14 protein-coding genes are annotated in these 13,943 nt (G+C 58.2%); 11 read left to right on the top strand and 3 right to left on the bottom strand.

The features are described 5' to 3' along the window. Positions 1 to 55: 55 nt before the first annotated feature. The 5 genes from ACSQ3G_RS30700 (at position 56) to ACSQ3G_RS30680 (ending at position 5,244) form a co-directional block, all read left to right on the top strand. Positions 56 to 1,288 carry a tyrosine-type recombinase/integrase gene (locus tag ACSQ3G_RS30700; RefSeq protein WP_436113030.1) on the top strand — a complete coding sequence of 411 codons (1,233 nt, stop codon included), beginning with the start codon at positions 56 to 58 and terminating at the stop codon, positions 1,286 to 1,288. Next, on the top strand, positions 1,285 to 2,205 hold the full coding sequence (locus tag ACSQ3G_RS30695; RefSeq protein WP_436113029.1) for a tyrosine-type recombinase/integrase: 921 nt from the start codon (positions 1,285 to 1,287) through the stop codon (positions 2,203 to 2,205). The genes ACSQ3G_RS30700 and ACSQ3G_RS30695 overlap by 4 nt, the downstream gene beginning before the upstream one ends. Further along, a complete protein-coding gene (locus ACSQ3G_RS30690) occupies positions 2,202 to 3,197 on the top strand; it encodes a tyrosine-type recombinase/integrase (RefSeq protein WP_436113028.1) in 996 nt (331 codons plus the stop codon). The genes ACSQ3G_RS30695 and ACSQ3G_RS30690 overlap by 4 nt, the downstream gene beginning before the upstream one ends. A 252-nt stretch (positions 3,198 to 3,449) precedes the next feature. Next, on the top strand, positions 3,450 to 3,830 hold the full coding sequence (locus ACSQ3G_RS30685) for an Imm8 family immunity protein (RefSeq protein ID WP_436113027.1): 381 nt from the start codon (positions 3,450 to 3,452) through the stop codon (positions 3,828 to 3,830). A 319-nt stretch (positions 3,831 to 4,149) separates the two neighbouring features. After that, positions 4,150 to 5,244, top strand: coding sequence for a nucleotidyltransferase family protein (locus tag ACSQ3G_RS30680; RefSeq protein ID WP_436113240.1), 1,095 nt, complete (start codon positions 4,150 to 4,152; stop codon positions 5,242 to 5,244). A 101-nt stretch (positions 5,245 to 5,345) separates the two neighbouring features. Here the strand turns inward: ACSQ3G_RS30680 and ACSQ3G_RS30675 are convergent, their stop codons facing one another. Further along, a complete protein-coding gene (locus tag ACSQ3G_RS30675) occupies positions 5,346 to 5,954 on the bottom strand; it encodes a J domain-containing protein (protein WP_436113026.1) in 609 nt (202 codons plus the stop codon). 114 nt (positions 5,955 to 6,068) lie between these two features. After that, positions 6,069 to 6,287, bottom strand: a complete 219-nt coding sequence (locus tag ACSQ3G_RS30670; protein WP_037085034.1) for a helix-turn-helix domain-containing protein — start codon at positions 6,285 to 6,287, stop codon at positions 6,069 to 6,071. 264 nt (positions 6,288 to 6,551) lie between these two features. Here ACSQ3G_RS30670 and ACSQ3G_RS30665 point away from each other — a divergent pair, with 264 nt between their 5' ends. The 4 genes from ACSQ3G_RS30665 (at position 6,552) to sigJ (ending at position 10,134) form a co-directional block, all read left to right on the top strand. Continuing rightward, the gene (locus ACSQ3G_RS30665) at positions 6,552 to 7,220 is read left to right on the top strand and encodes a hypothetical protein (RefSeq protein ID WP_436113025.1); all 669 of its coding nucleotides are present in this window, start codon (positions 6,552 to 6,554) and stop codon (positions 7,218 to 7,220) included. A 145-nt stretch (positions 7,221 to 7,365) separates the two neighbouring features. After that, a complete protein-coding gene (locus ACSQ3G_RS30660; RefSeq protein ID WP_436113024.1) occupies positions 7,366 to 8,802 on the top strand; it encodes an MFS transporter in 1,437 nt (478 codons plus the stop codon). A gap of 92 nt (positions 8,803 to 8,894) precedes the next feature. Continuing rightward, positions 8,895 to 9,212: a putative quinol monooxygenase gene (locus tag ACSQ3G_RS30655; protein WP_436113023.1), complete on the top strand. Its 318-nt coding sequence runs from the start codon at positions 8,895 to 8,897 to the stop codon at positions 9,210 to 9,212. Further along, positions 9,205 to 10,134, top strand: coding sequence for an RNA polymerase sigma factor SigJ (gene sigJ, locus ACSQ3G_RS30650; protein WP_436113239.1), 930 nt, complete (start codon positions 9,205 to 9,207; stop codon positions 10,132 to 10,134). Before ACSQ3G_RS30655 ends, sigJ begins: the two co-directional genes overlap by 8 nt. A 289-nt stretch (positions 10,135 to 10,423) precedes the next feature. On the opposite strand, the gene ACSQ3G_RS30645 is transcribed toward sigJ, so the two are convergent. After that, positions 10,424 to 11,317: a LysR family transcriptional regulator gene (locus tag ACSQ3G_RS30645; protein WP_436113022.1), complete on the bottom strand. Its 894-nt coding sequence runs from the start codon at positions 11,315 to 11,317 to the stop codon at positions 10,424 to 10,426. Between the two features lie 122 nt (positions 11,318 to 11,439). Between ACSQ3G_RS30645 and ACSQ3G_RS30640 the strand changes: the two genes are divergently transcribed. Together ACSQ3G_RS30640 and ACSQ3G_RS30635 are read left to right on the top strand one after the other, a co-directional pair. After that, positions 11,440 to 12,411, top strand: coding sequence for a Bug family tripartite tricarboxylate transporter substrate binding protein (locus tag ACSQ3G_RS30640; RefSeq protein ID WP_436113021.1), 972 nt, complete (start codon positions 11,440 to 11,442; stop codon positions 12,409 to 12,411). A 13-nt stretch (positions 12,412 to 12,424) separates the two neighbouring features. After that, positions 12,425 to 13,930, top strand: a complete 1,506-nt coding sequence (locus ACSQ3G_RS30635) for a sulfatase-like hydrolase/transferase (RefSeq protein ID WP_436113020.1) — start codon at positions 12,425 to 12,427, stop codon at positions 13,928 to 13,930. Positions 13,931 to 13,943: the final 13 nt, after the last annotated feature.

Here is a 13,943-nt window from a genome sequence, read left to right as displayed (position 1 = left end):
ATGGCTCGGCATAGTAGCTTGTCTCCGCAACTTCAACTTAGCGGAGACGACATAAATGACCGTACCTTCTTTCGCGGGGATGCAGTGCTGGAAGCTGATCGAGGATTGGCCGCATCGGCAAAGTGTGGATTCCCTGGTCCTATATATGATCGACAAGGGCTACACTCAGCAGTCCATCATTCGATCCGTCCGGCTTGTTGGCGCTTTCATCAAGTTCCAGATCGATCATCACAAGGCAGAGCCTGGAAGGATCGAGCCTGCCGACTTCGGGCGTTTCATCACCAGACGAGCGGCCGACGGCAAACTTCAGAATGGCAATCGAGCGACGCTGCGACGGCTGCAGGTCGAGCTTGTCGCTGCTGGTGCCCTATGCCCAATGACTGAGCCAGTCCACCAGGCTGAGGCCGTCTTGACGCTTTACGGCGCGGAACTCCGTCGAAGAGGCTATTCCAAGCAATCGATTTCCGGACATATTTGGTGTGCCCGTCGCTTTCTTCTGGGTGTCTGGGACGATTATTCAGGTATTTTCGGGCTCACCCACATCGAAGTGCGGGCCTATCTGACCAAAAGCTTCGCGGGCTGCTCAAGCAACAGCCTCGGAACTTGGTTCGGGCACATCCGGGTTTTGCTTCGCTTCTTGCACACTTCAGGACACATCGAACAAAACCTATCTCCAGCAGTGCCGAGCCCGAGAAACCTTCGTTTCTCGGCGTTGCCTGCATATATGAGCGTCGCGCAACTCGATGCCGTTTTGAAGAACTGCGATCTTTCCACTGTATCTGGACGCAGAGACCATGCCGTTCTCCTGCTATTATCGAGGCTTGGGTTGCGTGCAAGCGAGGTGGCCCTTTTGTTGCTCGATGACATCGATTGGCAGTCAGGGCTCCTTCGGGTTCACGGCAAGGGCGGCAGGGTTGCGACCATGCCTTTACCGAGTGATGTCGGAGCGGCAATCGCGGATTACATCCTGAACGGGCGGCCGATATCCGGGTCTCGGACGATATTTCATAGGGTTGTAACCCCGTGCACGCCGTTCGCGACGGCGACGCCGGTCATTCTGATCGCTCGCAGGTCCCTAAAGCGGGCGGGGGTTACGGGCACCAGGTCTCACCATGCCCATATCTTCCGGCACACCTTTGCAACGGTTGCCGTTAGGTCGGGTGTGGGCATGACCGAACTTGCTCAGCTCCTTCGCCACAAGGACCCTAGCACCACACGGATATATGCCAAGTTCGATATCGAGCGCCTTCGATCTCTTTCACGGCCATGGGTAGGAGAAGTCCTATGATGGAGATGGCCGAAGCCCTTGAACAATACCTGACCCTGCGACGCTCGCTTGGGTTCAAGCTCCAGAGCCAGGAAAGCCGACTTCGCAATTTCGTGCGATATGCGGCAGCTCATGGGGAGCAGCGGATCACCGCAAAGATTGCCGTCGATTGGGCAGGCCACCAGTGTGGACCTGCGACGTGGTCATCGCGCCTGTCTACCGTCAGATCATTTGCCCGCCATGTTCAGGTGGTCGACCCCCTGACAGAGATACCGCCCTCTCAAATCTTTCCCCCACAACGAAGGCCTCGCCCATTCGTCTATTCTGACGAACAGATCGCTGATCTGATGAAGTCAATGATCGACCTTCATCCCGGAAGCTTCCGAGGGCCGACCTATCACTATTTCTTCGGCTTGCTGGCATCGACCGGGCTGCGATTCTCCGAGGCGGCACGGTTGCTCCGGGCGGACGCCGATCTGGAAACGGGGACATTGACGATCCGTGCGACGAAGTTCGGGAAGACCCGTATTGTCCCGTTGCACCCGAGCACGACGTTAGCGCTTCGGCGATATGCGTTGATCCGAGACGAACAGCCGATCAGACGGGCGAGCGACTACTTTTTCGTCGGAGATCGCGGGAAAGCTCTGATCCATGCTAACCCGCACTTCTCTTTCATCCTATGGACGCGTCGGGCGGGCCTGCGACAAGCGGACGAGCGTAGCGGCCCCCGTATACATGACCTTCGGCACACCTTCGCCGTTCGGACATTGCTCACCTGGTATCAGGCAGGCGAAGACATCGACCGACGCTTGCCGGAGCTATCGACTTATCTCGGGCACAATCATTCCGACGCGACCTACTGGTATCTGAGCGCCCATCCCGATCTCCTGGATGAAGCGAAGCGTCGACTGGAAGCCAAGTGGGAGGCCGTCCAATGACAAATCCTCTCCCAAGGCTGATCGAACGCTTTTTTACCCAGCGTCTTGCCCGCCAACGTAATGTCAGCCCACACACAATCGCCTCCTATCGGGATACATTCAAACTCTTCCTGAAGTTCGCCCATCGTCGAACCGGCAGGTATCCGTCCAATCTGCAATTGGATGACTTCGATGCGGAGCTGGTGGTAGCGTTCCTCGACGAGTTGGACCTGGAGCGCCATGCCAGTCCGGCGACCTTCAACCTTCGGCTGACGGCAATCCGGTGCTTCTTCCGCTTCCTGGCGTTCGAGGAGCCTGCCTATAGCGGCCAAATCCAGCGTGTCCTCGCGATACCAGGCAAGATCGGAGCGAAGCGCGAGGTCCAGTTTCTCACGAGGACAGAGATCGACGCAATTCTCGCCGCCCCAGACCGGAAGACCTGGCTCGGTCGCAGAGACCACCTCCTGCTGCTGACCGCCGTGCAAACAGGAATGCGCCTGTCCGAGCTGGTCGGGCTTGACAGGGCTGCGATCACGGTCGGGACAGCGGGATATATCCGTTGCTTTGGGAAGGGTCGTAAGGAGCGATGCACCCCGATCACCAAAGTCCTGAATGCCGCACTCACAAGGTGGTTGGATGAGCCGCCCATCGCAAATGGAATGATCATGTTTCCGACCATTCACGGTGGCCGGATGAGCCCGGATGCAGTCCAATACCTTTTGGCGAAGTATGTCCTGGCTGCGTCGAAGACCTGCACCTCGCTTCGCGCAAAGAGAATATCGCCCCACGTTCTTCGACACAGTGCGGCGATGGCACTGCTCGATGCGGGCGTCGACAGCACGGTTATCTCCTTGTGGCTCGGCCACGAATCCACCAAGTCGACACAGCCATATCTACACGCGCATCTGGCTATCAAGGAGGCCGCGCTCGCGAAGATCGAGCCTTTCCATGATTGTTCACCAGGTCGGTTCAGGGCCGGAGACGACCTGATCTCCTTCCTGGAGAAGCTTTGACCTCTATTGGCCAGCAACATCGCGGCCACGGCCGCGATGTCAGTGAACCCGCAGGCACGCTTCCGAGGCTGGAGGACGTAGGATGTGACTGATCTTCAGGACACCGCTGCAGCATCGATGGCAAGAATGCGCCAATAGCAGTCGTTGCGGGTTCATGTGCGCCAAGCTAACAAGGCGTGGGCACACAACCTCAACCGCCCGCGCGCTGATAAATGGTACAGCCGCGATTAATGCTAAAGACAGGGTAAGGCTATGTTGGAATTAAAGGCTGACATAATCGTGGCGATTTCTGCTGGCGAGACCTTCGATATTGAAATGGACGGGAGTGAAACTCTTGCAAGCGTGTCGTCAGATGACGCCGACATCTGGCTTCAATTGGCAATCGGACCCAAGGATGCCGACTGGACAGAAACTTTTTCAGTCAGGGTCGTGACCCCGAACAGGGTGCCTTCCAAAAGCGGTGAGACGAAGATCCTACGTATCCATTCGTACTCGCACGAAATCCTCTTGGACTATCTGCAAACCGCCGTCGCGGCTTGTGAGTGCGAGACATGGGACGATTGCTTGGAGGCGCTGCGCGCAAAGTTTCTTTGGGAGTGGGACACTCCAAATGCACGAAAGAGAAAGCGCTAAACGCTGGCGTACCCCATGGCCGGTTAGGGCCGAATCCTGCCTTTCAGTGCGAGATATTATGCCGAGCCATTGAGCTTGGTTTACCGGAAATCTCGGGCTTTGGGGAATGGGCTCGGCATAGTATCCGGCTCGGGATAAGTGCCTGATCTTCATATCGATACGCTGAAGGTGAAGAGCAGGAATTTTCATTGATATTCAATCTAAGAGCTGGTCTTTGGTTCAAACCGGGCATAGGCGCTAGAGCTAGGATCCCATCTTGCGGCATCCTCTCGATGGTTATACTGTTTTTGAAAAACAGTATAACGCCAAAGTCGAGCCTATGAAGTCCATCGACCTCATGTACCAGACGATGCTCGCCGAGTTGGGCCAGCGCTCGCTCGATGCCGCCTGGACGGCCGACTTCCCTCCGGAAGGCCGGTTCACCCCGGCGAACATCAAGGGGCGCAAGTACTGGTACTTCGATATACCCGATGGACAGGGCGGTACAAAACGTCGCTATGTCGGCTCTGCCGACGATCCGGATATCGCGCAGCGCGTAGCCGATCACAAGCGGGACAAGGACGATCTCCGCGCTCGCAGGCGCTTGGTCAACACTTTGACCCGCGACGGTGGGATGATCGCCCCTGACGCCATGTCGGGCGACATCGTCGAGGCCCTTGCAGACGGCGGTCTCTTTCGGCTCCGGGCTGTTCTCATCGGCACAGTGGCTTTTCAGTGCTATTCAGGACTGCTGGGCGTGCGCCTTCCCATGGCTGCGATCCTGACCGGCGATGCGGACATCGCCCAGGATTATGCCATCAGCCGGGAGGTTGAAGACAGCCTGCCTCCGATCGTCGAGTTGCTGCAGGGCGTCGACGCCAGCTTCCGGCCGGTTCCCCATCGATCGGGATCTGCGGCCTCGTCGGCGTTCCAAAATGCTGACGGCTACCGGGTCGAATTCCTCACGTCGAACCGTGGTTCGGATGACTACATCGACCAGCCGGCGAAGATGCCCGCCCTTGGTGGCGCCAGCGCGGATCCACTACGCTTTCTCGACTTCCTCATCAGGGAACCGGTCAGGACAATGCTGCTCCACCGGAGCGGTGTCCCGGTCGTTGTCCCAGATCCGTCCCGGTACGCGATCCACAAGCTCATCGTCGCCAGCCGCCGGCACATTGACGGGCAGGGGGCAGCGAAACGAGAGAAGGACGTCCGCCAAGCTGCGCTGCTTTTTGAGGCCCTGCTGCAGACGCGGCGGTCCGCCGACCTGGCACTCGTCTACAACGAAGCGTGGGAACGCGGGCCTGCATGGCAGGAAGGCATTCGAGCCGGGGCTGGGATGCTGCCGGCACAAGACGCCGAGCGGCTTAAGACCGTCCTGATCGAGGGGGCAAAAAAAATTCGCGAAGAAGTTGAACTTCCGTTTGGAGAATAGGTTGTCTTTCACCTTGAAAGCCAGGTGGTTTATGTGACGTCGCGGACAAACGGAGTGCCCGGGATCCGGGGCGTCAGCAGAAGAAAGCACCCTCGCCAGTTTCAACAGAAGCCGTTGAGCTTGAGGATTTTATAAGCTTCTATGGCCGCCCGGAGCTCGTCTTCCGAATTGCGATCGCCTTGATTGGCGTCCGGGTGGTGCATCTTGAGTTTCTCCTTGTAGCGCCTCCTGATCTCTTCAGGTGTCGCGTCGGGTGAAATGCCGAGCGTCTTGAATGCTTTTGCTTCAAGAACCTTGAGCTTGCGAACCCGCTTCGCGGCGCACGGTGCGTGCCGCTCGGCTGCACTCTTTCGCGCATTGATCGCTTTTGCTGAGCCTGATCGGGCCTTGGATGGGAGAGGGGGTTCTGTAACTCGATTGACCTTTACGCCAATGGTTGCCCGAAGACCGCTGGCGGCCTCTCGCTGATAACGGGCAGTCACGGGATCGGACAGGCTCGGTGAGAAGTTGTAGCCCTTGGTATATGCCGCCAAATGCGTGGGACAGAACAGCAGAAATAGCCCTTCTGCTTCACGCCCCACCGGCGCACGGTGCGTGCCGCTCTTTTCGCATCCGTCCCACTGGCACTTTGGCCCATCTGGTTCCTGATGTTTGGGCTGGCTTTTGCGGATTGGCCGCAGGCTCACAAAAATCTTTGAGTCAGAGGTCATTGCGCCGTTATAGGGCGACCCCGCTTCACGGGGCAAGATAGGGAAGAGACCGAAAGGCCCGGCTCTTGTTCGTGGCGGGATCTACCTGCCGTCGGGGCGTCTCGAAGAGTGGCGCTACTTCTCGTGCTCGGTCGCCCGCGCGAAACGTACGCCTACGCCGCCGCCATTTTCCGGAATGAATTCGATACCGGCAGCTTCGATGGCGCTCTGGACAGCAGAAATTGTCGAGGCGCGCAAGTTCTCACCTCGTTCGAGTCTCGCAATCGTGTCTGGGGAAACCCCGGCGTTCCTGGCCAAATCACGCGTGCCCCAGCCTAAAGCTGTCCGAGCCATTTTGCACTGGATCGGCTTCAATTCGTACCACCGCTACGATTTTTTGTTGAAACACAAATCATCTGCCGTTATCGTATCCCTGTTACGAATTAATCCAGCCTTCGTTCCTTAGCGTGAGGCTCAACCACAATCTGGCTTCTGGAGCTTGGATCATGGCTGATTCTGAGAATAGCAGAACTTTGTCTGCAATCACCCGCCGAAAATTACCGTGGGCCGAACTGGAAGCGATGCTCACGGACCTCGTTGTGGTCGGAGGCGGTCCCAATGGCCTCTTCCCGGAATAAGGATGTCTCTTCTGGGGCTACGCGCAGAAACCTCCTTGCACGCGTTGCGGCTTCGATCGCAGCCGCGCCCGCCCGCGCAGGTGGATCTGGGCGGACGGAGAGTTCGGAGCAAGACGATCCGGTGGTATCACTTTGGAGAGATTGGCTGGTTGCCCACAGGCTCTGCGGGGAAGCCTGCCGTCGGCAGCAAAAGCTCGAGACGGAGTTGCTTCGAGAATTCGGTAGTTTCCCCCGCGCCAAAGTCCCGCTCTCCGAAGACTGTGGTTTCATCTGGGCCTATTGCGGTCGGGAGATCGACCGCCTTTTGCCGAACGCTGATCAAGATGAAATGCGGCGGCAAGCAAGGACCGCATTGGCGGCCCGCCGGCGCGAATGGAAGACGGCGGACAAGCGGGTCGGATATACCAGGGCGAAAAAAGCCGAGAAGGAAATCGCAGATGTCGAGGAGGCGTTGGCAAAGGAATTGTGGAGCGCGGTGCCTCGATCTGTCGCCGGCGTCGCGGTGAAGCTGCATTCCCTCCTGAAAATGGAGGATCCACGCTCTGCCCTCCAGGAAGCGCCGTGGCCGGAGCTTCGCACGATCCTTGCCGATCTCGTGCGGATTTGCGCAGGTGATCACAGAACCAAGGCTCATCTCCGGGGAGACTAACAAGAGAGTCTGGCGCCGGATGACTTACGGCCAAGTTGGCCAAAAAAACCTTCTGGGTGCGTCACAAACCTCCAAGTCCATTCGTCATGCCAGCAAAGTAACCTGTTGCTGCCTCCAGATGGATGGCAGACCCTTTGGAGGCACTATGACAACCAACATCTCCTCTCCGCTCATTTCCGGTGGCTGGGCACAGCTTCTCCGCGGACGAAACGGGGTCTTTTCGCTTGCACTTGCTGGTGGTGTCACCCTTCATGCAATAAACATCTACATCGTTACCACGGTCATGCCTTCGGTTGTCGCCGAGATCGGAGGACTCGACTACTACGCCTGGAGCACGACGCTCTTCGTCGTCGCCTCAATCCTCGGCTCCGCTCTCTCGGTCCGACTGCTCCGTAAAACCGGGGCTCGCGGCGCGTACGCGGCGGCAGCGATTCTTTTCGGAATAGGCACTACGGTCTGCTCTTTCGCTCTAAGCATGCCGATCCTTCTCGGTGGGCGGGTAGTACAGGGTCTGGGAGGAGGGTGCCTCTACGCGCTCGCCTACTCCGTCATCCGGGAGGTCTACCCACAGCATCTGTGGTCTCGCGCGATCGGATTGATCTCCGCCATGTGGGGCGTCTCCACTCTCATCGGCCCGGCCGTCGGCGGTGCATTCGCGGAATCGGGCGCGTGGCGCGCCGCTTTCTGGTCGCTGGTGCCAATCATCGGGATATTTGGAATGATCGCCTGGCTTGTTCTTCCTGGCCGCAAGGCTGGGGCAGAAGGTGACAGCTCGGCCTTGCCTGGCCGGCAACTCCTTCTGCTCACTGTTGCCGTGCTTAGTGTTTCGGCCGCCAGCACGAGCACCATTCTCGGCATCAACATCGCCGGGCTGCTCGTTGCCGGGCTTCTCATCGGTCTGCTTTTCAGGATAGAGCGCATCGCGAGCGTACGGCTCCTGCCGACCGGAACTCTCGCGAGTTCCAGTCCTCTCGCCGCCCTCTACGCGACGGTCGCCTTTCTCGTCATCAGCATGCAGCCGGATGTCTTTGTCCCCTATTTTCTGCAGATCCTTCACGGGCAATCGCCGCTAGCCGCCGGCTATCTTGCCGCGTTGATGGCAATGGGCTGGACAGCAGCATCGATAGTCAGCTCTGGCACGGTCGAAAACAAATCCACATCGCGCCTGCTAATCATCGGTCCGCTGACGGTCTTCATCGGCCTGCTGATCCTGTGCGCCACGCTTCCCCTGAGCAGCCAAGGGCAAATCATCATCCTGGCTCCGATTTCTTTTGGTCTTGTTCTCGTGGGCTTCGGTATCGGCTTGGTCTGGCCTCATCTGGTAACGAGTGTTTTCAAGAACGCGCCCCCGTCGGAACGGGATTTGGCCGCGGGTGGTGTGACGACCGTGCAGCTTTCCGCGACCGCGCTCGGCGTAGCCATCGCCGGTATGACCGCCAACCTGGGTGGGTTGATCGATCCGGGCGGCATAACTGGCGCCTCTTCGGCAGCAAGAGCGCTGTTCCTTGGCTTTTCGCTAGCACCGCTGATCGCCTTGCTGGTGGTCCAACGAGTCCTTCGACACGCCAGAAGCAATTGTTGATCCCGCAGACAGACTAACCGCGCAGACAGAGCGTTTGGCCCATTCACCCTTTCCGTCACCCTCAGCAAAGCATGAAAACTTAGGAGAAAAGCATGTGTAAGACAGCCCTTTTCGTGAGGCATACTGCCAAGCCTGGCAAGCGTAGCGAAGTCCAGGAAATCTGGGAAAGATACGTCCGTGATTATGTGGCGGCTAACAGCCAACAACCGGCCTATTTCTACTGCTTCGATGACAAGGATCCTGACGTTATCGTCGTGTTCCAGCTCTACGCCGATCAGACGAGTGGTCGCGACTTTACTCAACAGCCATGGTACCCGGAATATGAGCGGGAAACGGCGGCACTGCTTGCGGGACCGTCAGAGTTCCGCTCGGCGACCCCGAAGTGGATGAAAGGTCTTGCAAGTGAGTGAGCAAAGTTCGGGTCGGCGCGAGGATCTCGCGTCGGCCTGCTGCAATGAAGAACACACGGTGGTCTTTGCAACCATGCGGCCCCGACTTCTGGGGATCGCGTACCGGATCCTCGGCTCGCGCGCGGAGGCTGAGGACGCCGTCCAGGACACATACCTGCGCTGGCGAGCTGCGGACAAGGCAGATGTCGCTTCGCCGGGAGCCTGGTTGACGACGGTCTGTACCCGCATCTCCGTGGACCTCCTGAGAGCATCATACCGCCGCAGGGTCGACTATGTCGGCAATTGGCTCCCTGAACCACTGCACGCCGTCACTGAGAACGAGGCCGAGAGACAAATGGATCTAGCGTCTTCCCTTTCTACAGCCTTTTTGCTGATGCTGGAACGACTGAGCCCGAGAGAGCGGGCGGCTTTCCTGCTCTACGAGATCTTCGAGATGTCTTATGCCGATGTTGCGGCGTCACTCGACATGAATGAAACGAATTGCCGCAAGCTCGTCTCCCGCGCCAAGAGCCGCATCGGCGACGATCACCGACGGTACAACCCGACCGTGGAGAGGCAGGAAGAACTCCTCGCCGCGTTCCAAGCTGCTGTTCGAACGGGGCACCCGACACCCCTGGCTCACCTTCTGGCAAGAGACGTCCGGCTCACAGCGGATGGTGGCGGCAAGGTTGTGACCCTCAATGAGATATTGATCGGGCAAGACGTCCTATCCTTTGTTACGGACAATCTCAGTCAATGGTGGTCTTCGTATGAGCTCGCTGTCGAAGACATCAACGGTTCACCGGGGCTGATCCTTCTAGATGCTGGGAAGCCCGTTGGCGCACTGACGTTTGCTTACAACGCCGATGGCGAGGTCACCGATATCTTCGTGGTACGCAATCCGGAAAAGCTCTCAAATCTGTCCCTAACAAAGGTTCACTAGGAGTTAGGTCGAACGTTTCGACGAAGGGAGAAGCGGTTTTAGCAGCGGTCCCACGCATGCAATCGGTTCCCATCGCGGCCAAAGTTGCGCGGCGGACTCTAGTCGGACCGCGTTGGAGACGCAGTTTGGGGCAAGCCTGGGGGGCAGGGCGGTGTTTGCGTCTTTAAGGGCAGGATCGGGGCGCGGCAGCGTGACGTCCTGAAAATCAAGCCGCAAGCTGACAAGACATTGTTCTTCGACAAGGATACGGGCAAGCGTCTTCGCTAATGGTGGCGCGTCACCGTGAGTGTTATCGCGGCGGCCGGTAGAATTTCTTTGCCATCTCCATGAAGCGCAATGCCGTCGCTGTCCGATCATCCGATCGTTTGGCGATGAGCATTTCCGCCATTGGCGTTTCGTCGAGGTGAAGCGCCTTGTAGACCACGCCTTCGAGCTGCAGTTTCGTGATCGATCGGGGGAAGAAGGCGATCCCCAGACCACCGGCGACAAGCCCGAGAATCGCATGAAGCTCATTTACTTCCTGAACTGTCTTCAGGTGTATTCCTGCCCTCTTCAGGTAGGGCTGAAAATTGCCCTGCACATATCTTGCCTTGATCCGTTGAGTTGTGATCAAGCCCTCGTCACACAAGTCCGCAAGCCTGATAGCCTTTGACGCCGCCAGTCTATGGGTCGCCGAAATGGCAACCACGTAGGGCTCACGCAGCAGCAAAGCGGTCTCAAAGTCCTCTTCGTCGAAGACGGGGCGAAGGAAGGCGATCTGAATCCTGCCCGCTCGAAGAGCCTCGACCTGATCGGCCGATATCATTTCATGGAGGATGATGTTGACCTCCGGAAAAAGCCGCGCAAATTCTGACGTCAGTGTGGGCAGAACGTTCAGCGCCGCAGCATCGGCAAAACCGATCGTCAGCCGTCCGACACGGCCCTGTGCTGCTCTTTTCGCCATATCGACGGCGAGAGTCAGTTGTTTGAGGGCGACGCTACCTTCTTCAAGTAGACTTTGGCCGGCGTCAGTCAACGCGACACGTCGACGGGTGCGGTCGAACAACTGGACATCCAACTCGTGTTCCAGTTTCGCTATCTGCTGGCTGAGCGCCGATTGCGTTATCCGCAACCGCTCCGAGGCGCGAATGAAATGGAGCTCTTCAGCAAGCACGACAAAGGAATTGAGAAGCCGTTGATCCATTTTGATCTTATTAGCACCTCTAATTTCTAAATCAGGTATTCGTACGCTAGCTTATATCCCACGCGTGGCACAGCCATGCAATGCGGCTCTTGAGGAGGGTCGCACGATCCTAGGGAGGCATCATGAAAACCATTTTATCCACCGCTGTCGCGGCCATTGTCGCGTTGGGCCTGCATACATCCGTCTCTTTTGCCCAAGACGGCTGGCCCGCTAAGCCGATCACTCTAATCGTTCCATTCGCGCCGGGCGGCAATACGGACTTGCTCGCTCGCACGATTGCGCCGAAGCTAGGTGAAAAGCTGGGCAAATCCGTCATTATCGAAAATCGGCCTGGGGCCGGTGGGACACTCGCGACGACGCAACTGGCAACAGCCGCAGCCGACGGCTATACGATGCAGATTGGTGACATCAGCACTCATGCGATCAGCCCTTATGTCTACAAGAAGCTGACATATGACTCGATCAAGGACTTCAAGCCGGTCATCCAGATCACGTCTGTCCCCCTGCTTCTGGTCGTCAACCCTCAAGTCAAAGCCAATTCGGTCGCAGAACTGATTGCGCTCGCCAGGGCGCAACCGGACAGCCTCTCTTACGCCTCGTCCGGCAACGGTTCACCGCAGCATCTGGCATTCGAGTATTTCAAGAAGCTCGCTGGCATCAAACCCGTCCACATCCCCTACAACGGTTCTGCTCCAGCCCTGACCGACGTCGTTGGCGGCCACGTCCAGATGATGATCGACGGAACCGCCGTTCCTCAGGTGAAGAGCGGCAACCTGCGAGCTCTCGCCGTCACCGGGAGCGAACGCGCGAAAGCCCTGCCTGACGTGCCGACCATGGCAGAAGCAGGGGTGAAAGATTACTCCTTCAACTCCTGGCACGGGATCTTCTATCCTGCGGGCGTGCCCGATGACATCGTCAGCAAGGTCAATGCGGCAGTCGACGAGATCATCCACCAGGACGAGGTGAAGAACAAATTCTCGGATCTCAATATCGGCGTCGCGGGTGGCTCCCCCGCCAAGTTCGCGCAGTTTATCGCCTCTGAAAACGCAAAGATGAAGGATCTGGTGGCTTCGTCCGGTGCCACTCAGGATTGATCGAGTAGCATCCATGAAGCACAAACTGCCTGGCGGCGAAGCCGCGCGTCCGAATGTTCTTTTCATCACCGTCGATCAATGGCCCGGCAGCCTCTTGGGAAGCGCAGGACATCCGGTGATCGAAACACCGACGCTCGATCATCTCGCGTCCGTTGGAACGCGGTTTTCGCGTGCCTACTCGGAATGCCCGATCTGCATTCCCGCCAGGCGGACCATCATGACCGGCACAAGCCCGCGCCGGCATGGCGACCGGGTGTTCCAGCCCGCGTTGAGGATGCCGCCGGACCTTCCGACGTTGGCCGATACCTTCGGTCGCCACGGGTACCAGACGCAGGCGATCGGCAAGCTCCACGTTTACCCGCAGAGGGACCGGATCGGGTTCGATGATGCTTTGCTTGCGGAGGAGGGGCGGGGAGCCCTCGGCGGGACCGACGATTACGAGATGTTCCTGGCCGACAAGGGATATCCGGGCCAGCAGTTCATGCACGGCATGAGCAACAATGAGTACAGTTGGCGGACCTGGCACCTGCCGGAAGAACTGCACGTGACCAACTGGACTACCTGGGCTGCCGCTCGCAGCATGAAGCGTCGTGACCCAACCAAACCGGGTTTATGGCATGTCTCTTACACCCCGCCGCATCCGCCGCTCATTCCTCTAGCGGGTTATCTGGAGCGGTACCGAGCGAGGACGATGGATGCGCCATATACAGGTTCATGGGCTGGGGCCGATGCTGCGCTTCCCCATCCTTTGGAATTGACGCGCGACTATTGGGCGAAGCTGCCTCCCGAACAACTCGCTGATATGCGTCGCGCGTTCTATGCGCTCTGCACCCACATCGACCACCAGATCCGCATCCTGATCGGCACCTTGCGCGAGGAGCAAGTTCTCGACAATACGATCATCCTGATCACCAGCGACCATGGCGATATGCTCGGCAACCACGGCTTCTATGCAAAACGATTGATGTACGAAGGATCGGCGAATGTGCCGATGATCCTTGTCGGAACGGCGTCCGACAGCCGCGTGCAGATCGGACGCGTAGACAACCGATTGGTCGGTTTGCAGGATATCATGCCGACACTATTGACCCTTTCAGGGCTGCCGGTTCCGGAAACTTGCGAGGGTAAATCCATGGTGTCTGACGAACGCCGCGAATTTCTCTATGGCGAAGCACTGCTTGGACCAAAGGCGATGCGCATGGTGCATGACGGCCGCCACAAGCTCATCTGGTATCCGGCTGGCAGCCGCTTCCAGCTGTTTGACCTGGTAGCCGACCCGAGGGAGATGGTCGATCGGAGTGATGACAGCTCCTATGGCGATGTCCTATCGATTTTGAAGCGGCGCCTGCGCGAGGAGCTTTACGGCGAAGATTTACAGGCCGTAGACGATCAAGACTTCATTGGGTTTCCAGTTCCGGTCACCACCGTAGCTCCTAATCGGGGATTGTCCGGCCAGCGCGGGCTCCATTTCCCCGCACCGCCGCTGCAGGATCCCTCCGTCATTGTGGGCGGTGTTTAATCCTTGGCGGCAT

It is taken from the genome of Neorhizobium tomejilense (genome assembly GCF_964254135.1).
Lineage (GTDB): Bacteria > Pseudomonadota > Alphaproteobacteria > Rhizobiales > Rhizobiaceae > Neorhizobium > Neorhizobium tomejilense.
Note: the sequence above shows the minus strand (reverse complement) of the source record. Positions and strands in the feature narration are given on the sequence as shown.

Bases quoted from the DNA above. Each gene is read 5' to 3' on its own strand.
- ACSQ3G_RS30700 (WP_436113030.1), top strand. From the start codon at position 56: ATGACCGTACCTTCTTTCGCGGGGATGCAGTGCTGGAAGCTGATCGAG.
- ACSQ3G_RS30695 (WP_436113029.1), top strand. From the start codon at position 1,285: ATGATGGAGATGGCCGAAGCCCTTGAACAATACCTGACCCTGCGACGC.
- ACSQ3G_RS30690 (WP_436113028.1), top strand. From the start codon at position 2,202: ATGACAAATCCTCTCCCAAGGCTGATCGAACGCTTTTTTACCCAGCGT.
- ACSQ3G_RS30685 (WP_436113027.1), top strand. From the start codon at position 3,450: ATGTTGGAATTAAAGGCTGACATAATCGTGGCGATTTCTGCTGGCGAG.
- ACSQ3G_RS30680 (WP_436113240.1), top strand. From the start codon at position 4,150: ATGAAGTCCATCGACCTCATGTACCAGACGATGCTCGCCGAGTTGGGC.
- ACSQ3G_RS30675 (WP_436113026.1), bottom strand. From the start codon at position 5,954: ATGACCTCTGACTCAAAGATTTTTGTGAGCCTGCGGCCAATCCGCAAA.
- ACSQ3G_RS30670 (WP_037085034.1), bottom strand. From the start codon at position 6,287: ATGGCTCGGACAGCTTTAGGCTGGGGCACGCGTGATTTGGCCAGGAAC.
- ACSQ3G_RS30665 (WP_436113025.1), top strand. From the start codon at position 6,552: ATGGCCTCTTCCCGGAATAAGGATGTCTCTTCTGGGGCTACGCGCAGA.
- ACSQ3G_RS30660 (WP_436113024.1), top strand. From the start codon at position 7,366: ATGACAACCAACATCTCCTCTCCGCTCATTTCCGGTGGCTGGGCACAG.
- ACSQ3G_RS30655 (WP_436113023.1), top strand. From the start codon at position 8,895: ATGTGTAAGACAGCCCTTTTCGTGAGGCATACTGCCAAGCCTGGCAAG.
- ACSQ3G_RS30645 (WP_436113022.1), bottom strand. From the start codon at position 11,317: ATGGATCAACGGCTTCTCAATTCCTTTGTCGTGCTTGCTGAAGAGCTC.
- ACSQ3G_RS30640 (WP_436113021.1), top strand. From the start codon at position 11,440: ATGAAAACCATTTTATCCACCGCTGTCGCGGCCATTGTCGCGTTGGGC.
- ACSQ3G_RS30635 (WP_436113020.1), top strand. From the start codon at position 12,425: ATGAAGCACAAACTGCCTGGCGGCGAAGCCGCGCGTCCGAATGTTCTT.